Below are 23,783 nucleotides of genomic sequence, written 5' to 3' on the forward strand. Positions count from 1 at the left end.
GAGCGCCGACATATACCCGAGTTGACTCGCGAGGAGAAGCGCAGCCCGTCGCATCTCCATTGAAAATTTGCGAGCTGTGATCGATGGGTCAATCCGGGTTACGTTCATGTCCGCCGCCATCTGCGCGGGGAATCTTCTTTCTTTCCCGACGCTTGGATGTGTGTTGGGAGAATTCATGCAGTTCGACACCAAGATCGCCGTTGTCATTCGCAACGATCTTCAGGCTTGGCAAAAGCTTAATGTCGCATCGTTCCTGACGAGCGGCGTCGCTGCCGCCTTTCCGGAGTGCATCGGCGATGCCTATGAGGATGCCTCAAGCACGAAATATCTTGCGCTGATCGGCCAGCCGATCCTGATCTATGGAGCCGATGGTCCGGCCTTGTCACGCGCACTCGATCGCGCACTCACGCGCAATGTCACGCCGGCGGTCTACACCGAGGACATGTTCAAGACCACGCATGATGCCGCCAATCGCGAGGTGGTGAAGGCGGTTGCGCGCACTGACCTCAATCTCGTCGGCATCGCGATGCGCGCCGATCGCAAGGTGATCGACAAGATCGTTGATGGGCTGAAGTTTCATAGTTGAGATAGCGAAGGTGCTGGCTGTTCACCTCTCCCGCGAGCGGGAGCGCACCAAGTATCCTAACTGGGCGGCATTGTCTCGAATTTGGTCAGGCTGGAATCGAGATGATCCCAGTCATAGGCGCGCGCCGCGTAAGTGACCACTTGCGGCTTGTAGCGGGCGGGCTCGTCCAGGCTCGCGGCGCGGATGGTGAAGATGTCGGGCATGGCTTTGAAGGTCATGTAGACGGCGACGCCGCACTCGGGGCAGAAGGCGCGCGTCTTCACATTGCCGCTGTCGCCGACCATGTCCCATGTCTTGGCCCGGCCGGTCACGTTGACGCCGGCGCGCGCGAAGGTGGCGTAGGAGCCGTGGCCGGTGCCGCTTTCACGCTGGCAGTCCCGGCACTGGCAATGGTTGGCGAACAGAGGCTCGCCGGCGATCGAATAGCGGATCGCGCCGCAGGCGCAGCCGCCGGTAAAGGGCTTGTCCATTGTGATGACTCCTAACTCTCTTCGCCGCTGATCTCGTCGAGCTGCCGGACGACCTTCTTCCAGCCGCCGCTCATGATGGTGTAGGCACTCTCGTTCCTGGGCAGCACGAAGCCCGCATGAATCAGCTGGATCCGCGTGCCGGCTTCGACCGGGGTGAGGGACCATGTGACGACAGTATCGAGCGGCGCGCCGTAACCAATGTTGCGCTCATCGCCGCCCTTCCAGGCGTAGACGAGGCGCCGGTTCGGTATGACCTCCAGAACGCGGCAATGGATGACGCCGTCCCAGTTGCCACCCGGCTTGGTCTGGTACGTGAAAGTATTGCCGACGACGGCCTCGAAACCGGTCGGTGGCATCAGCCAGCGCGCAATCAATTGGGCGCTGGTCAGCGCTTTCCAGATCGTCTCGGGCGCGTGAGGGAAGACATCGTCCAGCACGATGTCTTGGGTCTCGGCTTTCAACGCGGCTGCACTCACGGGTCGATCTCCTTCAAGAGGTCACGCAGGTTCTCGAAGCGCTCGCGCCAGAAGACGCCGTAATGATCCATCCAGGTGACCAGCGGTTCGAGGCCTTGGGGCGCGGCGCGGTAATAGACGTTGCGGCCCTCGGCGCGCTCGGCGACGAGGCCCGCCAGCTTCAACGATTTCAGGTGCTGCGAGATTGCGCCCTGCGTCACGCCGCTGCCGCGCGTCAGCTCGGCGACGCTGATCTCCTTGCTCTCGAACACGCGCTCGAACACCGCACGGCGGGTCGGATCGGCGAGGGCGCGCATCACGGCGGTGACGGGATTGGGGGCGGCTTCGATCATGTCGTTTAATTAGCAATGGCTAATTCATTAGTCAATGCTAATTCGTATCCACGAGGCGATCTAAGCCGCAATTGACTATGACTGACTAGTCAGTCATAAATTGAGAATGACAAAAACGCCCACCAAAGCGGCTACGGCCAAAGCAGCCACTCACAAGCCCGAAACCAGAGGGGAAGCCGCTGCTCCGGCATCAAGCCGTGCCACACGCGCGGCCGAGCGGCGCGCGGCGATCGTGGAGGCGGCAATGGAGGAGTTCATTGCGCGCGGCTTTGCCGCGACGCGGCTCGACGACATTGCCAAGCGCGCAGGCGTCGCGAAGGGGACGATCTACCTGCACTTCAAGGACAAGGAATCGATGTTCGAGGAGCTGGTGCGCACCGTGATCGTGCCGGTGGTGGCGCGGCTCAATGCATTGCCGCCGCTGACGGGCTCGGTGCGCGATCTGATCGAAGCCTTTGCGAACAATTTTCTGAAAGAGGTGATCGGTACAAGGCGCGGAGACCTGGTGCGCCTGATCGTGGCCGAGGGGCCACGCTTTCCGTCGGTCGCCGATTTCTACTACCGCGAAGTCGTCTCGCGCGGGATGGCCGGCATGCGCGCGCTGATCGAGCTCGCCATCGCCCGCGGTGAGATCCGCGAGAGGGACCTCGCGCGCTATCCGCAGATCCTGATTGCGCCGGCGATGATCGCGGTGATCTGGCAGAGCCTGTTTGCACGGCACGCGCCGCTCGACGCGCAGGACATGCTGCGCGTCCATCTCGATTTGATTTTTGGCGAACGGAGGACGACATGAGGTCGTCGCACGCGTTTTTTTCATTCGCATTGGCCGCCGTGCTCGCAACCGGTCTTGCCGGATGCAACGAGAAGCGCGATCCCGGCTTCCAGGGCTGGGTCGAGGCCGACATGATCTATGTCAGCCCGGACGAGGCGGGGCGGGTGACGAAGCTCGATATCCGCGAGGGTGATGCAGTGAAGGTCGGCGACGCCCTTTATGACGTCGACGACGATCTTCAGCTCGCCGATCTCAACCAGAACAAGGCGACGCTGGCCAATGCGCAGCAGGTCTTCGATCGTGCGGATTCCCTGCGCAAGACCGGCTCCGGCACGCAGGCGGCGCTCGATTCCGCGGTCTCGGATTTGCGGGTTGCGCAGGCGCGGGTGGTGACCTCGCAAACGCGTCTGGCGCGACGCAAGGGTTTTGCGCCGGTCGCCGGCACCATCCAGCAGATCTATTTCCGCGAGGGCGAGATGGTGGCGGCGCAGCGGCCGGTGCTCTCGATCATGCCGCCCGGCAACTTGAAGCTGCGCTTTTTCGTGCCGGAAACGCAGTTGCCGAAACTTTCAATCGGTGACGAGGTGCGGATCTCTTGCGATAATTGTGCCGCCGATCTCACCGCAAAGATCTACTTCATCGCGACCAACGCCGAATACACTCCGCCGGTGATCTACAGCCTCGATGAGCGCAACAAGCTCGTCTACCTGATCCAGGCGCGGCCGTCGCGGCCGGATGCCTTGCGCGTCGGACAGCCGATCAGTGTCTATCTCAACCCCAAAACCCCGGTGGCGGACAAGCGATGAACGCCGGCAATGACATCGCGATCGACGTCAAGGGCCTCACAAAATCGTTCGGCGGTCGTGAGGTCGTGCACGATCTGTCGATGCAAGTGAAGCGCGGCTCGATCTATGGTTTTCTCGGGCCGAACGGCTCAGGCAAAACCACGACCATCCGCATCCTCTGCGGCCTGCTGACGCCCGACAGCGGCGAGGGCACCTGCCTCGGCTATGACATCCTGAAGGATGCGGAAAAAATCAAGCGCCAGGTCGGCTACATGACCCAACGCTTCAGTCTCTATCAGGACCTGTCCGTGCGCGAGAATCTCGAATTCGTCGCGAGGCTCTATGGCATGCGCGATGCGCGGGGTGCTGCGCGCGACATGATCAAGCGGCTCGGGCTCTCGGGCCGCGAGGAGCAGCTCGCCGGCGAGCTCTCCGGCGGCTGGAAGCAACGGCTTGCGTTAGGCGCCTGCACGCTGCCCAGTCCAAAGCTGTTGCTGCTCGACGAGCCGACGGCCGGCGTCGATCCCAAGGCGCGGCGCGATTTCTGGAACGAGATCCATGCGCTCGCGGCCGAAGGGCTCACCGTGCTGGTTTCGACGCATTACATGGACGAGGCCGAGCGCTGCCACGAGATCGCTTACATCGCCTACGGCCATTTGCTGACGCACGGCACGGTGGAGGAGGTGATCGCGGGATCTGCGCTCACGACCTACACCGTAACGGGCGACGATTTGAACGACCTCACGGCCGCGCTCACCGGCAAACCCGGAATCGACATGGTCGCACCGTTTGGCACATCGCTGCATGTTTCGGGGCGCGACGTTGCCGCGTTAGAGGCCAGCATCGCGCCGTGGCGCGACAAGAGTGATCTGCACTGGAACAAATCCGCGCCCTCGCTGGAAGACGTCTTCATCGAGCTGATGGGCCGCTCCAAGGACAATTTCCAATGAGCACCGTCGATCATCCGGCTCCCGCGCACGAAATCCGCGAGCGTTTCGGCTTCTGGAAGCGTTCCTATGCGATGCTGATCAAGGAGTTCATCCAGCTCAAGCGCGACCGGGTGTCGTTCGCGATGATCGTGATGCTGCCGGTGATGCAGCTGTTGCTGTTCGGCTATGCCATCAACACCACGCCGCACAATTTACCGAGCGCGGTGCTGCTCCAGGAGGATTCCGATCTCGCCCGCTCGGTGCTGAAGGCGCTGGAGAACACCGCCTATTACCGCTTCATCTACGAGGTTCACGACGTCGACGAATTCGACAATCTCCTGAAATCAGGCAAGGTGCTGTTCGGCGTCGAGATCCCGCGCGGCTTCGAGCGCGCGGTGCGGCGCGGCGACAAGCCGGCGCTGCTGGTCGCGGCCGATGCCACCGATCCGGTCGCGGCGAGCGCCGCACTCGGCTCGCTCGGCATGATCGTGCAGACTGCGCTGGCGCACGATCTCTATATCGGCAATCCCCCGGAAATGCCGTTCGAGATCCGCGCGCACGCCCGCTACAATCCGGCTGCGAACTCCAGTCTCAATATCGTTCCGGGCCTGGTCGGTACCATCCTCACCATGACCATGCTGATCTTCACCGCGCTCTCGGTGACGCGAGAGGTCGAGCGCGGCACTATGGAGAGCCTGCTGTCGATGCCGATCAAGCCGGTCGAGGTGATGTTCGGCAAGATCATTCCTTACGTGCTGGTCGGCTTCGTCCAGGCCTTCCTGATCATCGGCATCGGCGTGTTCCTGTTCGGCGTGCCCGTGCTCGGCAATCTGTTCCTGCTGGCGCTGCTCTCGACGCTGTTCATCACCACCAATCTGTCGATCGGCTATACGATCTCGACGCTGGTGCAGAACCAGCTCCAGGCCATGCAGATGTCGATGATGTTCTTCCTGCCGAGCATCCTGCTGTCCGGCTTCATGTTCCCGTTCGCTGGCATGCCGGCCTGGGCGCAATATGTCGGCGAAGGCCTGCCGCTGACGCATTACATCCGCATCGTCCGCGCCATCATGCTGAAGGGCGCCTCCATGCCGAATCTGCGTTTCGACGCCGCCGCGCTCGCTGTCCTGATGCTGGTCGCCATGACCATCGCCGTGACGCGCTTCCGCCGCACGCTGGATTGAGGCAGACTGCCCCGGAATCGAGGGGTGGAGTGGTCAGCTTGGTCAGCGGAAAAGCCCGGCAGAAAGCCGTCTTGTCGGAGGAGTTCGAGCGTGAGCTGACGCGCGAAGTGCTGCGCACCGAGCTGCTCCGTGTGCGGGCACTGATCATCACCGGCTGCGTGATGATCTTGTTCCTCACCTCAACCTACCTGATCGACCCTGCCATCGTGAACCGGATCTGGCGCGGGACGGGAGGCCTCGTCCGCGAATACACCCTCTTGGCGGGCTTCATCCTTTTCGAGGTCTGGGTCCACAGCCAGATTAGGCGAAACCTCGAACTCGATCGCGACCTACCGGTGATCCGGCGCTATATCGGCGCACTCATCGAAACATCGCTGCCGACGATCATCCTGATCCTGCAAATTCGCAGCATGGGCGCTAGCCAGGCGCTCGGTTTCGTGTTGCCGCTGGCCTATTTCATCTTCATTATTCTTTCGACGCTCCGGCTCGATTTCTGGCTGTCGACCTTCACCGGATTTGTGGCCGCGGCCGAACTCCTGGCCGTCGCGCTGTATTACAATTCGGCGAACGACGCCGGCGAACCGCTGATCTACTTTCACGCGGTACGCAGCACTATCATCCTGATCTGCGGCGTGCTCGCGGGCGCTGTCGGCGCGCGGTTGCGGCGGCAATTTGCTGCGAGCATTGCGGCCACCACCGCGCGCGATCGGGTGACCAATTTGTTCGGCCAGCACGTCTCGCCGCAGGTGGTGGAGCGGCTGATGGCGGAGGGGACCAGTGCGGCCGGCGACCTCCGCCGCGTCGCCGTGATGTTCGTCGATTTCCGCGGCTTCACCGCCGGCGCGCAGTCGCGCACGCCGCAGGAGGTCGTCGACCGGCTCGACGGCGCCTTCGCCGTACTGGTCGACATTCTCGATCGCCAGGGTGGCATTGTGAACAAGTTTTTGGGTGACGGCTTTCTCGCGCTGTTCGGTGCGCCACTGGAGGCCTCCGATGCCGCGCATCGCGCGGTCGCCGCCGGCCGCGAGATGCTGACCGCGATGGACCACATCAATGCGCAGACGAGCTGGCCGCTGCGTATCGGCATCGGCATCCATTTCGGCGAGGTCGTGGCCGGCAATATCGGCTCGCCCCGGCGCAAGGAATACACGGTGATCGGCGACACCGTGAACTTCGCCTCGCGGCTGGAGGCGCTGAACAAGGAGTTCGGCTCGCAGCTCCTGATCTCCGCCTCCGTGCGCGAGGCGCTCGGCGAAGACGGCGAGGATGCGGTGGCGCTCGGCGAGGTCACGGTGCGCGGTTACGAGCAGCCGGTCGCGGTGTTTCAATTGGGGTGAGGGGCGCTGCTCGCGTTTGTTTGAACGTGCGGCCGAAATATCTCACGGGGCATTCCGCTCTTGCACTCAGGACGTCGAAAAACCTTCGCCGTCCGTTTGTCACGCGGAGAAAATCCATGACCCGACTGACCTTCGTCTCGGCCGCCCTGATCGCCGCTTCCGTCTATCAAACCCAGGCTGCAGCCGCACGCGACAGCGCTCCCGTGCGCCGCGCCGCAACCCATGCGACGGCCGATTGCGTCAGGGCTCCCGCAGTGGGCGCCTATGCCACGGCGCCCTACAAGGAGCCGCCCTGCATGCCCAAGACCATGAACTGACGATTGCGAAGGCGAGGCCGGGTTGGCGAAGTCTGCGATCCGGCCTCGCGCTCGCTGCGGCTTGCCGGCTGTGCGGTACCTCAGTAGTGCTTGACTCCCTTCTCATCTAGTCATCTATATGACTATATGAATTCAACTCCGCGCGACGACCGCCTGCCACGCTACCAGCGCCTGCGCGACGACCTCGCCGCGCGGATCAACCGCAATGAATGGCGGCCGGGCGAGCCGATTCCGTCGGAGGCCGAGCTTGGCGCCCATTACGGCGTCGCCATCGGCACCGTGCGCAAGGCAATCGACCAGCTCGTCGCCGACACCGTGCTGGAGCGCCAGCAGGGCCGCGGCACCTTCGTGCGCCGCGCGCGCTTCAACTCCTCGCTGTTCCGCTTCTTCCGCTTCCAGTCCGAAAGCGGCGAGCGGCGCGTGCCGAAGAGCCGCATCATCCGGCGCAAGAGCGTGCCCGCGACGACGGCCGTGGCATCGGCGTTGCGTATTCCGGTCAGCGAGCCCGTGATCAGCCTGTCGCGCCTGCGTTTGATCGACGACGTGCCGCTGCTCGCCGAAGAGATCTGGCTCCAGCAATCGCGTTTCGCTGAAATTCTCGAGATCGATACGGCCGAGTTCGGCGACTTGCTGTATCCGCTCTACGAGGAGCGCTGCGGCGAGGTCGTCGTCTCCGCCGAGGAAATCTTGACGGTCGAGACCGCCAACGAGATGCAGGCGCGATTATTGCGGCTCGAAGCGCACGCGCCGCTGATCGTGATCGAGCGCCTTGCGCTCGATCTGGAGCGACAGCCGATCGAATGGCGCCGCTCGCGGGGGCCGGCGGACCGCTTCCGCTATCACGCCGAGATCCGGTGACCGCGGCCTTCAACGACATCAAGCAATAAACAATTCAAGGGGGAAACAATGTCAAACTGGTACAGCGAATGCTCGCCGCTTGAGAAGCGGACGTTCTGGGCAAGCTTTGGCGGCTGGGCGCTGGATGCGCTCGACGTCCAGATGTTCGGCCTCGCCATCCCCGCACTGATCGCGGCCTTCGGCATCAGCAAGGCCGATGCCGGCCTGCTCGGCTCGGTCACGCTGTTCTTCGGCGCGTTCGGCGGTTGGCTCGGCGGCGCGCTCGGCGACCGTTTCGGTCGCGTCAAGGCGCTCCAGATTACGGTGCTGACCTTTGCGCTCGCGACCTTCGCCTGCGCATTCGCAATGAGCTACACCCAGCTCGTGGTGCTCAAGGCCATCCAGGGCCTCGGCTTCGGCGCAGAGTGGGCCGTCGGCGCGGTGCTGATGGCCGAGATCATCCGCCCCGAGCATCGCGGCAAGGCGCTTGGCTCGGTGCAGAGCGCCTGGGCGATCGGATAGGGTGCGGCGGTGCTGTTGTCGGCGCTGGTGTTCACCTATGCGCCGGCGGACATCGCCTGGCGCATCCTGTTTGCGATCGGGCTGTTGCCGGCGCTGCTCATCATCTACATCCGGCGGGGACTGAAAGAACCGGTGCGTGCCGTGGCAGCCGACGCCAAGGCGCCGTTCTTCTCCACGCTCTCCGGCATCTTCCACCGCGACGTGCTGCGCTCGACCCTGGTCGGCGGCCTGTTCGGCATCGGCGCCCATGGCGGCTATGCCGCGCTGACGACGTTCCTGCCGACTTATCTGCGCGAGGTGCGCCACCTGTCGGTGCTCGGCTCCAGCTTCTATCTCGCGGTCATCATCGTCGCGTTCTTCTGCGGCTGCGTCGCGAGCGGGATAATCAGCGACCGCATCGGCCGCCGGGCCAATGTCGCGTTCTTCGCGAGCGCCTGCATCGCCACCGTGCTGGTCTACATCTTTGCGCCGCTGACCGATGGCGAGATGCTGGTGCTCGGCTTTCCGCTCGGCTTCTTCTCGGCCGGTATTCCCGCCAGCATGGCGGCGCTGTTCAGTGAGCTCTATCCGGCGGGCGTGCGCGGCACCGGCGTCGGCTTCTGCTACAATTTCGGCCGCGTCGTCTCTGCTGCGTTTCCCTTCCTGGTCGGCTTCCTCAGTGATCACATCGGTCTCGGGCCCGCGATCGGCATCGATGCGGCCTTCGCCTATTCGCTGGTGCTGATCGCGGTGCTGCTCCTGCCCGAGACCCGCGGCAAGGTGTTCGAGCAGGCCGCGGCAACGCACGCCTGACGAAGTATGAGGAGTAACGACCATGACATTACCTCAGCGCGGCCTGACGCGCCGCCAGTTTGGTGCGGGCCTCGCGTCGCTCGTCACAGTGGTCGCGACCACAGCCAGAAGTGAGGCGGCCTTGCCGACCATCGACACCCACGCCCATGTCTTTCATCGCGAGCTCAAGCTCGCGCCGGGCCGGCGTTATGCGCCGGATTACGACGCGCCGCTGTCGCTCTATCTCGAGCAGCTCGACCACAACGGCATGACCAATGGCGTGCTGGTGCAGCCGAGCTTCCTCGGCACCGATAATTCTTATCTCGTCAACTGCCTGAAGCAGACCAACGGCCGCCTGCGCGGCATTGCCGTCGTCGACCCCACGGTCTCTGCAGACGAGCTGCGCGAGCTCGATCACGCCGGCATCGTCGGCATTCGCCTCAATCTCGTTGGTCAGCCCTTGCCCGATCTCGCGGCGAGCGAATGGAAGGGATTGCTCGCAAACGTGAGGGCGATGGGCTGGCAGGTCGAGATCCAGCGAAACGCCTCCGACCTCGCTGTGCTCGCGCCGCAGCTGCTCGATCTCGGCGTCACCGTCGTGCTCGATCATTACGCGCTGCCTGATCCGAAACTTGGTGTCGCCGATCCCGGCTTTCAGTCTGTGCTGAAGTTAGGGGCGACGAAGAACGTCTGGGTCAAGATCTCCGCGCCGTATCGCAACGGTGCTGCGGGTGAAAGCTTTGCGAAAGAGGCTTATCCGCCGTTGCGCAGTGCCTATGGCCTCGATCGCCTTCTGTGGGGCAGCGACTGGCCGCACACGCAGTTCGAGGTGACGCAGGTTTACGCCAAGAACCGGCAATTCCTCGACACGCTCATCGTCGACAAGAGCGAGCGGGCACAAGTTCTGGCATCGCCGCGGCCACTCTTCCGCTTCTGACACCCGTGCGCGATTGCTCCGATTGCTCCGAATTTTGGGGCATGACGGACGATGTTGCGGGCTTGTAGAGTGCTGCACGAGGCGGCCGGTTGCAGTCGCCATTTGCGTGAGGATTTTACATGCAGCGCCGCTACATCACCGTCGACGTGTTCACCGACCGCGCCTTCGGCGGCAACCAGCTTGCCGTGGTGCTCGACGCGGGCGGACTCTCCACGCAACAGATGCAGGCGATTGCGACCGAGTTCAACTATTCCGAGACGACCTTCGTGCTGCCGCCGCGCGACAAGGCCAACGACGCCGAGGTGCGCATCTTCACGCCGGTGAGGGAGATGCCGTTCGCCGGCCATCCGAATGTCGGGACTTCCTTCGTGCTGGCGAGCCTTGCGAAAGAGCCGAAGCCGCGATTGCTGTTCGAGGAGATAGCCGGGTTGGTTCCGGTCGATATCGTGCGGGAGCAAGGAAGGGTGATCAGCACCGAGCTCACCGCGCCGCGGCCGCTCTCGCGACTGGCGGAGGTTTCCGCCGCCGACGTTGCGGCCTGCATCTCGTTGGCTGCTGATGACATCAAGGTCGATTGCCACGCTCCGCAGGTTGTCGGCGTCGGAACGCCGTTCCTTGTGGCGGAAGTGCATTCGCGCGATGCGCTCAAGCGGGCGCGGCCCGACGCGGCTGCGTTCGGCAGGGTCTTGCCGCGCGACGACGCCCGCTCGGTGTGGTTCTACACGCGCGACGTACCCGCGTCGGAGGCGCCCTGCGAGCGGCAGGCGCGGATGTTCATGCGCGGCGCCGGCGGTCTGGCCGAAGACCCCGCCACTGGCAGCGCGACGGTCGCTGCCGCCGCGTTGTTCGCCGATCTCGATCCCATGCGCGACGGTGAATTGAAGCTCACGGTCGGCCAGGGTTTTGACATGGGCCGGCCGAGCTTGTTGCTGACACGTGTGCGCAAGCAGGACGGCAAAATCGTCTCCGCCCATGTCGGCGGCAGCTGCGTGCAGATGATGGAGGGGACGTTCAGGCTGGCGGGGGAGGGGTGAGTTTGTAGCCCGGATGGAGCGAAGCGCAATCCGGGGCGATCCCTGCGAGGGACACGGGTCCCGGATTACGCTTCGCTCCATCCGGGCTACAGAACGGGGCAGCTACACCTGCCGCCCCGCAAGATTCTTCACCGCCACCCCATCGCGCTCCTCGATGATCTCCGCGATCATCTGGCGGTGGCAATGGGTGTGATCACGCTCGTAGCAGAGCAGGCAGACGGGGCCGGCCTTCTTCACCAGCGCGGAGAGTTCGTCCATCGCTTCCCTGGCCTCAGGCGCCTTCAAGTGCTTTGAGAAGATCTTTTCCAGTACATCGTATTGCCCGCTGCGCGCGGCGAGGCGGCCTTCCTTGGGCGTGCCCAGCGCTGCGAGATGGACATAGGCGATGCCGCGCTCATCCAAGCCTGCGGCAAGCTGCTTCTTGGAAAAGCCCGGCCGCCGCGACGACGTCACCGCGCGCACGTCGACCACGAGCTTGACGCCGGCCTGCTCCAGCTCGTCCAGCACGGCCTTGGGCGGCGTCTGCTCATAGCCGATGGTGAAGAGCTTTTTCGCCCTCGCCATGAAATGATCCTCAGCTCACCCGCGCGATCAGTTCCATGGCGCCGTGCGGCGCGCGCACCTTGCCCTCGTGAATGACATAGGCGAACACGTCGCGCGGCTCTTTCTTGGGCTTCGCCTTGTCGACCTTCGGAAGGTCGTCGGGTTCATCGCCGTCGGCCCAGGCCTGGAAGCGCTCAGCCCAGGCATCGAGCTGCTTCGGCGGATAGCAGGTCTTGATCTCGTCATTGCCCTTCTGCAGCCGGGCATAGACGAAATCGCCGGCGACATCGGCGATCGCCGGATATTTGCCGTGCTCGGCGAACACCACCGGCGTCTCGAATTCGCGGATCAGCGCGATGAAGTCCGGCGCGCAGAAGCTGTCGTGGCGCACCTCCACCACGTGCCGCAACGCGCGGCCATCGAGCTTGCGCGGCAACAGCTCCAGAAACTTGCCGAAATCGGCGCCGTCGAATTTCTTGGTCGGCGCGAATTGCCAGAGCACGGGCCCGAGATGGTCGCCGAGTTCCAGTACGCCGGAATCATAAAACCGCTTGATGGAATCGCCGGCCTCGGCGAGTACGCGGCGGTTGGTGGCAAAGCGCGGGCCCTTCACCGAGAACACAAAACCCTCGGGCACTTCGCTTGCCCATTTGCGAAAGCTCTCCGGCTTCTGCGAGCCGTAATAGGTGCCGTTGATCTCGATCGAGGTCAGCTTCGAGGCCGCGTAGGCCAGCTCCTTCGCCTGCGTCAGCTTCTCCGGATAGAACACGCCGCGCCAGGGCTCGAAGGTCCAGCCGCCGATGCCGATGAAGATGTTGCCGGATTTTTTGGTCGCGGTTTTTGCTTTTGCCACGGGGGATCTCGCATCGACGGGAAGGGGAGCTCTGCATCCTAGTCAAACCAGAAGTGATTGGCCAGTTGCGGTGTCCCGTCTAAGCTGACAACGAAATCTGCGCAAAAAGGAGAACAAGATGCGGATGCTGATGCTGGGAGCGGCGCTCGTCATGATGACATCTGCTGCCACGACATTTGCGGCCATGGCGGATGACGACGACGCGAAGGGTGCGCAGAAGCTCGCCATGCAGGGCCGCGACGATTACTGGCATTGTCTGGCGCGGGAGTATTCGCGCGACAGCAATCAGGGCATGTCGGAACAGGATTTTGGAAAGTCGGTTTCGGGGGCCTGTCCGTCGGAACGGCAGTATTACCGGGTGGCGCTGCTCGACTATCTCACCTCCCAATATCCGACCATCGAATCCGGCGCCCATCTCGCGACCGCGAACAGGGCAGTGGAGGCGGCGCAGAAGGACATCGTGACCGCCTTCGTCAAGCACCGGCCGCCGCAGAAATAGGGCTATGAACGGTCGCGGTCCGGCAGCCCTTCCGGCCGCGCGCCCATCCGTGGTATGACTGGCCGCATTTGGAACGGGGACGGGGTGGCATGTCGTCTGAGTCGGTAGGTGGCATCTTTGGCGCGATCGTCGCGGCGGTCGTGCTTGCGGCTGCCGTCGTCTTCGGGCCGATCGGGCAGTACGGCAAGCCGCCGAAGCCGACCAAGGTCGAGCCGGCCGCCGTGGCGCCCGCAGCCCCAGTGGCGCCGGCGCCACGGGGCCCGGTGATCCGGGAAGTCCCGAACCAGTAATGGCCGAAAAAGAGCTCCTGGCCCCCCTTGCGAAGCGGCCGTGTCGTCCCCATTTGATTGATAACGGCAACGTTGAGTAACAATCTCCGTTGCTGAGACGACCTTGGAATAGCTTGGGCTCGCGCCGGATGTACGCGCGGTCCGCCATTCCGGGGTCGTTGGCATTTTAGGGCCCCTTTGGGCCGTTCCCCCAGACCCCCGGCTTGGCATCGCAGGACGCGACGGTTATACGCTGCGGTCATGAATGAAGCGATCAGACCGGGCGTCGACGGCCAGGCCCAAGAGGGGCCGGAGCTGTCGATCATCGTCCCGACCTTCAATGAGCGCGACAACGTCACGGTGCTATACCGGCGGCTGGAGGCGACGCTCGTCAATGTCGCCTGGGAAGTCGTGTTCGTCGACGACAATTCGCCCGACGGCACCTCGGACGTGGTGCGGGCGCTCGCGCAGCAGGACAGCCGCGTGCGCTGCATCCGACGCATTGGCCGCCGCGGCCTGTCGGGCGCCTGTATCGAGGGCATTCTGGCCTCCAGCGCGCCTTACGCCGCCGTGATCGACGCCGACCTCCAGCACGACGAGACACAGCTGCCGAAGATGCTGTTGCTGCTCGCAAGCGATCAGGCCGATCTCGTCGTCGGCAGCCGCTACATCGAGGGCTACAAGAGCGAAGGTTTCAACAAGCAGCGCGCCGGCGCCAGTGCGCTGGCGACCGAGGTCGCGAAGAAGATGCTCCGGGTCGAGATCGCCGATCCCATGAGCGGTTTCTTCATGGTCCGCCGCGACCGTTTCGAGCAGCTGGCGCCAAAGCTGTCGGTGCACGGCTTCAAGATACTGCTCGATCTCGTCGCAAGCGCGCAGGGCAATTTGCGCGCGGTCGAGATTCCCTACACGTTCGGCGCCCGCCAGCATGGCGAGAGCAAGCTCGATTCCATGGTCGCACTCGACTTCCTCGGCCTCGTGCTGGCGAAGTTGACCAACGACATCGTCTCGCTGCGCTTCATCCTGTTCGCGATGGTGGGCGGCATCGGCCTGGTGGTGCATCTCACCACGCTGTTCATCGCGCTCCAGCTGATCAAGGTACCGTTCGCGGAGGCGCAGGCCGCCGGCGCGATCGTCGCCATGACCACCAATTTCATCCTCAACAACTTCCTCACCTATCGCGACCAGCGGCTGAAGGGCTTTGGGATCCTGCGCGGCCTAATCATGTTCTACATCGTCTGCAGCGTCGGCCTGCTCGCCAATGTCGGCGTCGCCTTCTCGGTCTACGACCAGGAGCCGATCTGGTGGCTGGCGGGCCTCGCCGGCGCGCTGATGGGCGTGGTGTGGAATTACGCGATGTCCGGACTGTTCGTCTGGCGCAAGAAATAGCGCGTCAAGGCTTGCAAGGAAGCTTGTATGGGCGGGGCTGACGCGCGGATCGTCCGCAATACAGCGCTGGTGATCCTTGCGCTGGTCGCATTGCGGCTGGTCGCGGCCGCGTTCACGCCGATCACCTTCGACGAAGCCTATTACTGGATGTGGTCGAAGAACCTGGCGGGCGGTTACTACGACCACCCGCCGATGGTGGCTTATGTCATCCGCGCCGGCACCCTGATCGCCGGCGATACCGAGCTCGGCGTCCGTCTGGTCTCGATCCTGCTCGCGCTGCCGATGAGCTATGCGATCTATCGCTCGGCTGCGATCCTGTTCGGCGGCGCCCGCGTGGCGGCGACCAGCGCCATCCTGCTCAACGTGACGATGATGGCCTCGGTCGGCACGCTGATCGTGACGCCGGATGCGCCGTTGCTGGTCGCCTCCAGCTTCGTGCTGTTCTTCCTCGCAAAAGTGCTGGAGACCGGCCGCGGTGTCTGGTGGCTTGCGGTCGGCGCCGCCGTCGGCGCGGCGCTGCTGTCGAAATACACCGCGATGTTCTTTGGTGCCGCGATCCTGATCTGGCTCGCGGCCGTGCCGAAGATGCGGCGCTGGTTCCTCTCGCCCTGGCCCTATCTCGGCGGCCTCGTTGCGCTCGCGCTGTTCTCGCCGGTGATCCTCTGGAATGCGGATCATCAATGGGTCTCATTCGTCAAGCAGCTCGGGCGCGCCAGGATCGAGGATTTTCGCCCGGTCTTCATCGCCGAACTGATCCCGACCCAGATCGCGTTTGCGACCCCGCTGGTCTTCATCCTCGGTGCGATGGGGCTGCATGCGCTGACCTGGCGTAGGGCGGGCGCACTCGCCTCGCGCGTGCTGATCGAGACGCTGTTCTGGACCATCGTCGCCTATTTCGTCTGGCATTCGCTGCACGCCCGCGTCGAGGCCAACTGGTTTGCGCCGGTCTATCCGCCTTTCGTCGTCGCGGCCGCTGCCGCCGCCAACCTCGTACAGTGGAAGCCGCGTGCGCGACGCCTGGTGGATTTTTGCCTGCGCTGGGCCGCGCCCACCGGCATCGTGATGTTTGCCGCGCTGATCCTGCAGGCCAATACGGGGTGGCTATCCGGCTATCGCCGCGATGCGACCGTGCGCAGCGTCGGCGTCGGCTGGCGCGAGCTCGCCTCCGGTATCGAGGCGGCACGCGTCCGCGCAGGTGCGACCTGCGTGCTCACGCCGGATTACGGCACGACGGGCTGGCTGGCCTTCTATCTGCCGCGCGGCACCTGCGTGGTGCAGCAGAACCAGCGCATCCGCTGGGTCAACATGCCCGAGCCCGATCCAAAGCTGCTCGCGGGCAAGCTGATCTATGTCGACGAGCTGCGTCCCGACGGCCATCCCGCTCTCAACGACCTCTTCGCGCAGATGACGCAGGTCGCGCAATTACAGCGCAAGCGTGGGCCGCTGGTCGTCGAAACCTACGCCGTCGATCTGCTCGAAGGCGCCAGGGGCGACGTGCTCGACCGTTCGCCGCCGCCTGAACTTCTGCCTTGAACGATCACAATACCTCGCCGTTGATCGATATCTCCGCGATGCGCTTTTCCCAAACTTTCAGGCAGATTTTCATGTTTGCTGGGAAAATTGCGTAAGTGCCATTTCTCTTTGTGCCTAAGGCTTGCTGGCGCCAAGCGCCGATTGGTGCACGTAGTGTAGAGCGGCGACGATGAGATCGCACTCTTCGTCGGTCATGTCGTTATAAACGGGCAGTGCAATCACGTTGTAGGAAGTTCGTTCCGTCACGTCCAATTTCACGTCTTTCTGAGCCCTGTAAGCCGTCATGTGGTGGCATGGCGGGCTGTAATACTTCCGGACGAAGACGTTGCACTTCTCGAGCGCAGATGCCAGCGCGTCGCGGTCGAGACCAAATTTCTGGGCATCAACAACGACCGGTAGGTGTAGCCAGTTCGCTTCTACACCTGCGGGCTCTCGCCCCGCGAGCAGGCCGGGAATCTGGGAAAGCCCGTGTCGCATGCGCTCGACTGCCCGACGGCGTGTCGCAACTGCGAGTTCGAACGTCTTGAGTTGCTCGATGCCGATGAGGGCCGATATTTCCAACATCTTGCCGTTCAGGCCGGCCTCTTCACAATCGAAACTGTCGACTTGCCCAAAGTTGCGTAGTGCTTTGACGCGGGCGAGCAATTCCGGATCGTGGCTGGAGACACACCCGCCCTCCATCGTTGAGAAGGTCTTGGTGGCGTGGAAGCTGAACATCTGCGCGTCCGCGAATCTCCCCACCGGTTGGCCATCGACGCGGGTACCGAACGAGGGCGCGCTATCGACAAGAAATTTGAGCTTATGACGCTTGGCGATGTCAGCGAGTGACGCGTAGTCGCTGGCTACTCCGTAGGCGTCGACGGCGAGGATGGCGACGGTGCGATCCGTAATCCTGCGCTCCACATCGCGCGGATCGAGGCGCATGGTCAGGTCATCCAGGATATCCGCGAAGACCGGTTCGGCGCCCACCCATTCAACAGCATGAGGTGTGGCGCAGAACGTGAATGATGGCACGATCACTTCGCCAGAGGTGACTCCAGCGGCCCGTAGCATGACCATCAACCCAATCTGGCCATTGCAGAAGACGAGAGACGGGACACCAAGATACTCGCTTAAACGTCGCTCAAATTCGACAACCCAACGGGAATTGTTCGCGACTTGGCCGGTCTCCAGCGCCGCCTCAAAAGCCGCCAAGAACTGCTCTGCTTTTGGAAAGCTCGGACGCACGATATTGAGACGACTTTGGGCTCGAGGCACCGGAAATTCAGGCACGGCCTTGTCAGTCCTCTCGAAACTGCGACGAATACCGATATGGTCCTGCAACTTTTGCTCCATGGTGATGCGGCGTGCGGACGCTACGGCTACTCGCGACTGACACCAGCTCGCGGCAGCCAGACATCTTGAGCCGCTGTGGGCTTGATGCACAAACAGCTGACGCAGGTCGCGTTACAAACGAAGTCAAACAGGGAGGCAGATCGACTAATGATACTCTTTCTTCCCCATCGCCGAGGTGATCGGGATTCTCCGCAGCCAAAGCTGCCGCGACCAGCGCTCCGTATTTTCGCGATACCAATCGATCGTCCGCTTGAGGCCCTCGTGCCACGTAAAGCTTGGTTTCCAGCCGAGCACCCGATTTATCTTTGACCAATCACCGGTATGTCTCACGACCTGTCCTGGACGGTCGCCGATGAATTCGATCCTGGCAGGTGAATAGTGCATCTCGGATATGATGTCGTGGGCGATCTCGTTGATCGTGCGGTGTTCACCAGTCGCGACATTGAAGACCTCGCCGTGAACGAGCTCGCCGGGGGCCTGAAGAACGAGATCGATCGCGCGGCACGTATCCTCTACGTAGACGAAATCGCGCGCGGCCACGCCGCCGCCGTGAACCGTCAGCGGTTCATCGAGCATCGCGCTGGTTATAAAGCGAGGAACGAGCTTTTCGAGATGCTGCATCGGGCCGAAATTATTGAAAGGCCGAACGATCACAACGGGGATCTTGTAGGTAGCCCAATAGGAATAGATCAGCCGGTCGGCACCGCATTTGGCGCTTGCGTAGGGGCTCATCGGATTCAGCGGATGGTTTTCATCCATCATGTTCGCGACAGCATTTCCATACACCTCGGATGTCGAGACATGGATAAAGCGTTTGATATTGCGTCCGAACCGGGCAACGGCATTCGCAATCGTCTGAGTCCCCAACACGTCAGTTTGGAAAAACTGGAGGCTATCGTGAATCGAGCGCGTGACGTGAGTCTCTGCCGCAAGATGGATCACTACGTCGGCTTCTCCCACGAGCGTGTCGACCAGCGCGGCGTTGCAAACATCGCCGTACCAGAGCGACCCGCGAGAATCGTGCGAGCGAACCATATCGGGCGGAAGATTTTCGACGGCGCCCGCGTAGGTCAGCGCGTCGAGGACCACGACCCGATCGAGAGGATACTTCTCCATAAGGTAGTGCACCAGATTTGCACCGATAAACCCTGCACCCCCGGTAACCAGAATAGTTCGCATTCGGAATCCCATTTGCAAAGCGTTGCAACGCCATGAAGACCCGAATTTCAGGCTGACATCCGCGGCGCCCAATTTCATGCGTGGTGGCGGCGTCAGTCATCTCGAGTCCACGATGTTGGTTACCGATATCGTCTCTAGCTTGCGCGGAGCATGCCGTGTCGCGGGGAGTGCCCGCAAATCCGCACATTTCGGATTGGCGGGATATGGCGAATCAGGATCGATTGCTGGCTAATGGATCGTATCGGCATCCGCCCTAACGCCACGGTTGGAAAAATGAAGAACTTCGTCGTCAACCTCGATCGCCAGCCGGAGAAATACGAAAGATTCCTGAAACGGAATGAAGGCTGCGGAATCGCTTTCGAACGTTTCGCTGCGGTTGACGGATTGAAATTGACCAATGAGGAAGTCATGGCAATGGGGATCGTCGCTCCTGGTTCGCGGTTCGCCCCGGGTGCGGTCGGTGGCACTGCCTCAATGTCGCTGATATGGAAGTTGGTCGCCGAGCAGGACGAACCCGCCCTCGTGTTTGAGGACGATTGCACTATCCGTCACGACATCAACGCACACTTGGCGAGGCTTCTGCCGTCCCTTGGCGACTGGGATATGCTGGTACTTGGCTGCAATACGGATTCGGTTCTCGATCTTGAGCTGGCGCCAGGCATGAAGTCGATCATGGTCTTTAGGCCTCCGCGCCCGGATGATGTGAGCGATGCCGCTTTCCAGAGATCGACATCCCAGGTTGCGGCCTTCCGGCTGAACTGCTGTTTTGGTCCAGGCGGGTACGTGCTATCCCCTGCAGGAGCACGGAGAATGTATCCGTATTGGCTCCCGATGGACAACCGACTGGTTACCATCGAGGCTCTTGGCAACCGCGCGCTGCCGACGATGGGGGCTGATATGATGGCGAACAGCATCTATCCTTTTGTTAAGGCGTATGCTTGTTTCGCGCCGCTTGTGGTGCCCCGCAACGATAGCGCTACTTCAACGACTCAAAGTCATATCGCGAGTGCGGCGCGGACTTGGGGGTAGGACTTGGGGTCTAGGACTTGGGGTTAGATGCACGCCACCTTTCCGAGGAGCAGAGCTGATGAACGCGGATCGAGAACCGGTCGTTATCGCCTGAGTGCGTTTTTCGCGGCCGGGCGGGTGGCCCGCCTTCCGATTTAGCCCGATATGGATCCGGCCATGGTAGGGCGAAGTTTGCGAATGAGCTTCTTCACGGAAGCGGAGCGTTGCACAAAATGAAACTCGCGATCATGCAGCCGTATTTTCTGCCCTACATCGGCTACTATCAGCTCATTGGAGCGGTCGATGTTTTTCTCGTCTACGACAACATCAAATATACAAAGAAGGGATGGATCAACCGCAACCGGATGCTGGTCAACGGAAAGGACGCCCTGTTTTCAATTCCGTTGAAGAAGGATTCAGATGCCCTGGATATTCGTGACAGGGAACTGGCGGCCGATTTCGACCGTGCAAAGCTGCTCAATCAATGGCAGGGGGCCTATCGCACCGCGCCTTTCTTCAAGGAAACCTTTCCACTTCTGGAAGAGATTGTCGGCTTTCAGGACCCCAATCTCTTTCGCTATATCTTGAATTCGCTGCGCATGACCTGCGAGCATCTAGGTTTAACAACCGCCTTCAAGATCTCGTCTGAGATTCCCATCGACCATTCGCTCAGGTTTCAGGACAAGGTGCTCGCATTGTGCGAAGCGGTCGGGGCGCGAAAGTATATCAACGCGATTGGCGGCCTGGAGCTCTACGATCCAGACGCTTTTAGCGCCCGCGGAATCGAATTTAGGGCTCTTCGAACAAGACCGTTTCCCTACGAACAATTCGGTCAGGCTCAGATACCGTATCTTTCGATTGTGGACCTGCTGATGTTCAATTCAGTCGCCAAGCTCCAAGAAGTTATAGCCGACAACTATGACTTGGTCGGAGGGGCTTGCTCGGAAGCGCCGGGTTCGCTCGTCCAGGTCTAGAAGGTCGTTTGGCTGAGCCCCGTGCTTGCAGCACAGATCGGCGGTCTTCGCACGGAGTTCGCGCACGCATAAAAAATCCCGCCATTGGGCCAATGGCGGGAATCGGCCCTCGCGCCAAAACAGCGTTGGGCCCTAAAATTTGCGCATCGGAAATGCAGGCAAGACCAAATGGGCGAGGCCTCGAGGAGAAATTGCCGGGTTCAGGCTTTCTGCCGCCCAGGTTCGCAAACCAGGAAAATGCTCGAACAAAGATCCGGGTACTGCTGGCCTAATTTGTAAGCTCCCTCGAGATAAGCTTCCGAAATGATGTCCGTCTGCAGCAGGCGGTCCCACTGGAAGTTGGCCAGAGCTTTGAAAAAGACCCCGGAGCGATGGATGACATTGAGCCCCGATGCAACGGCGTCACGCTCCAGCGTATCCAGCGAATAGGTGATACGATGGCCGTGCTCTGCTTCCGCAGGTGTAATGGCGGAGTTGTGAGAGATCAGTCCCATCTTAACCGCAATCTGCCTCGACGGGGCATGTGCATTCGGGACTGCCAAAAACAATCGCCCGTTCTCCGAAAGCCACTTCTCGTTGATCAAGCGCAAGACGAGCTGGGGGTCGTCGAGATGTTCGAGAACGTGGGTCATCACGATATTGTCGTATCGCTTCGGCAATTGCAGGGTTTCAAATGTAGAGTTTATGAACTGAATTCCAGAACCGAAACGCCTCTTGGCTTCGGCAATCGCGACATCCGATGCTTCGACGCAGGTTATGTCTTTGAAGAAGGGCAGAAACCTCTTGGTGAATTCGCCCTTATGGCTTCCCAACTCGAGAAGAGTTTCACCTCTGAAGAAGGGCGCAAAGGACCTGATCATGAATGGCTGCATCACATCGTAGTCGAACTGGTAAGCGTATTTCTGGTTCTCCACGTTACCAGTGTCGTTCAGTTCGCGATTGTAGTCTCTCATTTGCGACATAAGGGCCTCTCGAGGAATCTGTGGTTATGCCAACTCGGCCAATCCAAAGCCGAATTTGCCAAACTCGTTGCCGTTGTAGAGCATGTAGACCCTGTCATCGCAGGTGAAGACATGCGGATAGCACTGCATCTGTGAATCCCAACCGTCCTGCGAAAGGTCTATTCCGCCTTTCGAATCGTCTCGCGTCCAGCTGATCAGGTCCTGCGAATAGGCGTATCCGAGACGATAACTATTCCTGCCTTTCTCCCGGAAGCCGTGGCAAGGACGGAAGCAGAAGTACATATGGTAGATGTCGTTCCGGCTGAAGACCGTGGGCAACGCCTGGCATTCGTCTTCGCCAATGCAATCGGTGATGATTTGCTTTGCATCCCTTTGCCAATTGATTGCGTCCGTGGATTTGGCGCAGGCGATCTTGTAGATTCTATCGGGTGGCTCGGTTTCGGAAAACGATTTCCATCTCGTTCCGAAAATGTACCACATGTAGTAAATTCCGCCGACCGACATCACGAATGAATCGGCGATCAAAAACGGTTCGTTCAGAGAGGCGGTCATGATTGGACCCGTTCCGTGCTTTTGAAACGTCCGTCCGCCGTCCTTGCTGATGGCAAGGCCAATCGATGAATCCGCACTTACCGAGGCCTTTCGATTCCACCCTGTGGTGAATCCAAGCACTCTGCTGCCGTCATCGAAAACATGCATGGGGAAAATTCCATGCTCGTCGAAGGCACCAAGCTCCCCCAGTTCTATGACCGTGTGCTTGGAAATATCGAGAATCTCGCGCATGTCCCTGGCGAAATCCACGTAGGCGACGTGGCTTAGATATTTCCCGACCTCGTCTCGCCTGCGGGTTGAGAAATACACTCGCACGCGATCCTTCAGAACCAGCGTCTGCGGCGACTGGGCAAACTCCAGACAATCGTTTGGCAGTTCATGTTCAGTGGGGGTAAAAATCTTCCCGAGCTTTCTCCACTTCATGGCTTGAACCAATCGGGGGAGTTTTGCAGGCGAGCCAAACCGATGCCTGCGCGGCCCATTTCATTTCCCTGATAGATCATGTACGTCTCGCCATCCAAGCTGAACACGTGACCATAGTTCACCATTTCAGAATCCCAGCCCTCGGCGGAAACTTCCATTCCCGCGAGCTCGTCATTCCTTTTCCAATTCACGAGATCGTCGGAAACAGCGTAGCCAATGCGATATCCGCCTTCCTTGCCCTTGTAGTTCTGGCTTCGCCGGTAAGAATAGAACATGTGAAAACGGCCCGCCCGCTCTATGACGTCGGCGCCGGCCTGGCATTCGTCTTCACCCAATTTGTCTTCAATCAAGTCGACGCCGGCCTTTCGCCAGATCAATCCGTCGGAGGATGTGGCCATGCGAATTTTGTAAACCGGCTCGGGCCTGCTCGAAGTCTTCAGCCACCGCTTGCCCGCGACGTACCAAAGGCACCATTTGTCGTTGAACCTTCGAATCCGCGGGCTTCCCAGGAGAAACGGTTCATCCGGGGTGTATGAAAGGACCGGTCCTTCGCCAATTCTCTCAAAGGACTCGCCGTTGTTGTTGCTGATGGCAACGCCGATCGCGGCGTTAAAAGGGACCGACTCGCATCGAGTCCATCCCGCATAGTACGCACGGATCCGATTTTCGTCCCGGATCACCGAGACCGGATTCGTCCCGAATTCGTCGAAGGTCCCGCACCCGCCGAGCCCCATCACCGGTTGGTCGCAGATCCGAACCACCCGCGTGGGCGTCCTTCGGTCCAGGTCGATGAACGCAATGTAGCTCTTGTATTGGCCGCTCTCGTCCGGCGCAGGCCTTGAGCAGAAATAGACTCTGATAACTTCATCGAAGATCAGGACGCTCGGAGATTGCGCGAATTCACGCATCCAAGGATGGTTCTTGTGTTCGCGGGGGTCAAAGAGCTTTCCAAGCTTTTCCCATTGCAGCATGGTCTAA

26 protein-coding genes and 1 pseudogene are annotated in these 23,783 nt (G+C 61.3%); 17 read left to right on the top strand and 10 right to left on the bottom strand.

The genetic code is table 11. The features are described 5' to 3' along the window. Positions 1 to 175: 175 nt before the first annotated feature. A complete protein-coding gene (locus FXB40_RS15800; protein WP_148773107.1) occupies positions 176 to 586 on the top strand; it encodes a DUF2000 family protein in 411 nt (136 codons plus the stop codon). Positions 587 to 642: 56 nt separating this feature from the next. On the opposite strand, the gene FXB40_RS15805 is transcribed toward FXB40_RS15800, so the two are convergent. The 3 genes from FXB40_RS15805 to FXB40_RS15815 are packed head-to-tail and all read right to left on the bottom strand — an operon-like array spanning position 643 to position 1,864. Further along, positions 643 to 1,056 (bottom strand): GFA family protein, encoded by a 414-nt coding sequence (locus tag FXB40_RS15805; RefSeq protein WP_148773108.1) that lies wholly within the window; start codon positions 1,054 to 1,056, stop codon positions 643 to 645. Positions 1,057 to 1,067: 11 nt separating this feature from the next. Further along, positions 1,068 to 1,532: an SRPBCC family protein gene (locus tag FXB40_RS15810; RefSeq protein ID WP_148773109.1), complete on the bottom strand. Its 465-nt coding sequence runs from the start codon at positions 1,530 to 1,532 to the stop codon at positions 1,068 to 1,070. Continuing rightward, complete coding sequence (locus FXB40_RS15815) at positions 1,529 to 1,864, bottom strand: ArsR/SmtB family transcription factor (RefSeq protein WP_148773110.1); 336 nt, start codon at positions 1,862 to 1,864, stop codon at positions 1,529 to 1,531. The genes FXB40_RS15810 and FXB40_RS15815 overlap by 4 nt, the downstream gene beginning before the upstream one ends. A gap of 106 nt (positions 1,865 to 1,970) precedes the next feature. On the opposite strand from FXB40_RS15815, the gene FXB40_RS15820 reads away from it, so the two are divergent. The 10 genes and pseudogenes from FXB40_RS15820 (at position 1,971) to FXB40_RS15865 (ending at position 11,286) form a co-directional block, all read left to right on the top strand. Then, positions 1,971 to 2,657 (top strand): TetR/AcrR family transcriptional regulator, encoded by a 687-nt coding sequence (locus FXB40_RS15820; RefSeq protein ID WP_148773111.1) that lies wholly within the window; start codon positions 1,971 to 1,973, stop codon positions 2,655 to 2,657. Continuing rightward, on the top strand, positions 2,654 to 3,442 hold the full coding sequence (locus FXB40_RS15825; protein WP_148773112.1) for an HlyD family secretion protein: 789 nt from the start codon (positions 2,654 to 2,656) through the stop codon (positions 3,440 to 3,442). The genes FXB40_RS15820 and FXB40_RS15825 overlap by 4 nt, the downstream gene beginning before the upstream one ends. After that, the gene (locus FXB40_RS15830; protein WP_148773113.1) at positions 3,439 to 4,371 is read left to right on the top strand and encodes an ABC transporter ATP-binding protein; all 933 of its coding nucleotides are present in this window, start codon (positions 3,439 to 3,441) and stop codon (positions 4,369 to 4,371) included. Before FXB40_RS15825 ends, FXB40_RS15830 begins: the two co-directional genes overlap by 4 nt. Then, positions 4,368 to 5,531 (top strand): ABC transporter permease, encoded by a 1,164-nt coding sequence (locus FXB40_RS15835; protein WP_148773114.1) that lies wholly within the window; start codon positions 4,368 to 4,370, stop codon positions 5,529 to 5,531. The genes FXB40_RS15830 and FXB40_RS15835 overlap by 4 nt, the downstream gene beginning before the upstream one ends. A gap of 29 nt (positions 5,532 to 5,560) precedes the next feature. Further along, entirely contained in the window at positions 5,561 to 6,868 is a 1,308-nt protein-coding gene (locus FXB40_RS15840) for an adenylate/guanylate cyclase domain-containing protein (RefSeq protein ID WP_148773115.1), read from the top strand. Between the two features lie 116 nt (positions 6,869 to 6,984). After that, a complete protein-coding gene (locus FXB40_RS15845) occupies positions 6,985 to 7,185 on the top strand; it encodes a hypothetical protein (RefSeq protein WP_148773116.1) in 201 nt (66 codons plus the stop codon). Positions 7,186 to 7,311: 126 nt separating this feature from the next. Then, complete coding sequence (locus FXB40_RS15850; protein WP_148773117.1) at positions 7,312 to 8,043, top strand: GntR family transcriptional regulator; 732 nt, start codon at positions 7,312 to 7,314, stop codon at positions 8,041 to 8,043. A gap of 42 nt (positions 8,044 to 8,085) precedes the next feature. Beyond that, positions 8,086 to 9,336 (top strand): annotated as a pseudogene (locus FXB40_RS15855) (MFS transporter); the annotation flags it as partial. A 22-nt stretch (positions 9,337 to 9,358) separates the two neighbouring features. After that, positions 9,359 to 10,252, top strand: a complete 894-nt coding sequence (locus FXB40_RS15860; RefSeq protein WP_148773118.1) for an amidohydrolase family protein — start codon at positions 9,359 to 9,361, stop codon at positions 10,250 to 10,252. A gap of 119 nt (positions 10,253 to 10,371) precedes the next feature. Further along, positions 10,372 to 11,286 carry a PhzF family phenazine biosynthesis protein gene (locus tag FXB40_RS15865; RefSeq protein WP_148773119.1) on the top strand — a complete coding sequence of 305 codons (915 nt, stop codon included), beginning with the start codon at positions 10,372 to 10,374 and terminating at the stop codon, positions 11,284 to 11,286. 102 nt (positions 11,287 to 11,388) lie between these two features. On the opposite strand, the gene FXB40_RS15870 is transcribed toward FXB40_RS15865, so the two are convergent. Together FXB40_RS15870 and FXB40_RS15875 are read right to left on the bottom strand one after the other, a co-directional pair. Next, positions 11,389 to 11,850: a DUF488 domain-containing protein gene (locus FXB40_RS15870; protein ID WP_148773120.1), complete on the bottom strand. Its 462-nt coding sequence runs from the start codon at positions 11,848 to 11,850 to the stop codon at positions 11,389 to 11,391. A 10-nt stretch (positions 11,851 to 11,860) separates the two neighbouring features. Next, positions 11,861 to 12,682: a DUF72 domain-containing protein gene (locus tag FXB40_RS15875; RefSeq protein ID WP_148773121.1), complete on the bottom strand. Its 822-nt coding sequence runs from the start codon at positions 12,680 to 12,682 to the stop codon at positions 11,861 to 11,863. Positions 12,683 to 12,800: 118 nt separating this feature from the next. Here FXB40_RS15875 and FXB40_RS15880 point away from each other — a divergent pair, with 118 nt between their 5' ends. The 4 genes from FXB40_RS15880 (at position 12,801) to FXB40_RS15895 (ending at position 16,372) form a co-directional block, all read left to right on the top strand. Next, the gene (locus FXB40_RS15880; RefSeq protein WP_148773122.1) at positions 12,801 to 13,181 is read left to right on the top strand and encodes a hypothetical protein; all 381 of its coding nucleotides are present in this window, start codon (positions 12,801 to 12,803) and stop codon (positions 13,179 to 13,181) included. Positions 13,182 to 13,270: 89 nt separating this feature from the next. Beyond that, on the top strand, positions 13,271 to 13,471 hold the full coding sequence (locus FXB40_RS15885; RefSeq protein ID WP_148773123.1) for a hypothetical protein: 201 nt from the start codon (positions 13,271 to 13,273) through the stop codon (positions 13,469 to 13,471). Positions 13,472 to 13,711: 240 nt separating this feature from the next. Then, positions 13,712 to 14,839: a glycosyltransferase gene (locus FXB40_RS15890; protein WP_148773124.1), complete on the top strand. Its 1,128-nt coding sequence runs from the start codon at positions 13,712 to 13,714 to the stop codon at positions 14,837 to 14,839. Positions 14,840 to 14,866: 27 nt separating this feature from the next. After that, positions 14,867 to 16,372 (top strand): glycosyltransferase family 39 protein, encoded by a 1,506-nt coding sequence (locus tag FXB40_RS15895; protein WP_148773125.1) that lies wholly within the window; start codon positions 14,867 to 14,869, stop codon positions 16,370 to 16,372. A gap of 114 nt (positions 16,373 to 16,486) precedes the next feature. On the opposite strand, the gene FXB40_RS15900 is transcribed toward FXB40_RS15895, so the two are convergent. Together FXB40_RS15900 and FXB40_RS15905 are read right to left on the bottom strand one after the other, a co-directional pair. After that, positions 16,487 to 17,695, bottom strand: coding sequence for a DegT/DnrJ/EryC1/StrS family aminotransferase (locus FXB40_RS15900; RefSeq protein WP_187436910.1), 1,209 nt, complete (start codon positions 17,693 to 17,695; stop codon positions 16,487 to 16,489). A 156-nt stretch (positions 17,696 to 17,851) separates the two neighbouring features. Then, positions 17,852 to 18,886, bottom strand: a complete 1,035-nt coding sequence (locus FXB40_RS15905) for a dTDP-glucose 4,6-dehydratase (RefSeq protein WP_148773127.1) — start codon at positions 18,884 to 18,886, stop codon at positions 17,852 to 17,854. Positions 18,887 to 19,117: 231 nt separating this feature from the next. On the opposite strand from FXB40_RS15905, the gene FXB40_RS15910 reads away from it, so the two are divergent. Together FXB40_RS15910 and FXB40_RS15915 are read left to right on the top strand one after the other, a co-directional pair. Beyond that, entirely contained in the window at positions 19,118 to 19,915 is a 798-nt protein-coding gene (locus tag FXB40_RS15910; RefSeq protein ID WP_187436911.1) for a glycosyltransferase family 25 protein, read from the top strand. Between the two features lie 212 nt (positions 19,916 to 20,127). Then, on the top strand, positions 20,128 to 20,868 hold the full coding sequence (locus FXB40_RS15915; RefSeq protein WP_148773129.1) for a WbqC family protein: 741 nt from the start codon (positions 20,128 to 20,130) through the stop codon (positions 20,866 to 20,868). Positions 20,869 to 21,068: 200 nt separating this feature from the next. On the opposite strand, the gene FXB40_RS15920 is transcribed toward FXB40_RS15915, so the two are convergent. Genes FXB40_RS15920 through FXB40_RS15930 form a run of 3 tightly spaced genes read right to left on the bottom strand, consistent with a single transcriptional unit; the run spans position 21,069 to position 23,776 of the window. Next, positions 21,069 to 21,830 carry a class I SAM-dependent methyltransferase gene (locus FXB40_RS15920; protein WP_148773130.1) on the bottom strand — a complete coding sequence of 254 codons (762 nt, stop codon included), beginning with the start codon at positions 21,828 to 21,830 and terminating at the stop codon, positions 21,069 to 21,071. Positions 21,831 to 21,854: 24 nt separating this feature from the next. Next, positions 21,855 to 22,805 carry a glycoside hydrolase family protein gene (locus FXB40_RS15925; protein WP_148773131.1) on the bottom strand — a complete coding sequence of 317 codons (951 nt, stop codon included), beginning with the start codon at positions 22,803 to 22,805 and terminating at the stop codon, positions 21,855 to 21,857. Then, positions 22,802 to 23,776 (bottom strand): glycoside hydrolase family protein, encoded by a 975-nt coding sequence (locus FXB40_RS15930; RefSeq protein WP_148773132.1) that lies wholly within the window; start codon positions 23,774 to 23,776, stop codon positions 22,802 to 22,804. The genes FXB40_RS15925 and FXB40_RS15930 overlap by 4 nt, the downstream gene beginning before the upstream one ends. Positions 23,777 to 23,783: the final 7 nt, after the last annotated feature.

The sequence above is a fragment of the Bradyrhizobium rifense genome (assembly GCF_008123425.1).
Classification (GTDB): Bacteria; Pseudomonadota; Alphaproteobacteria; order Rhizobiales; family Xanthobacteraceae; genus Bradyrhizobium; species Bradyrhizobium rifense.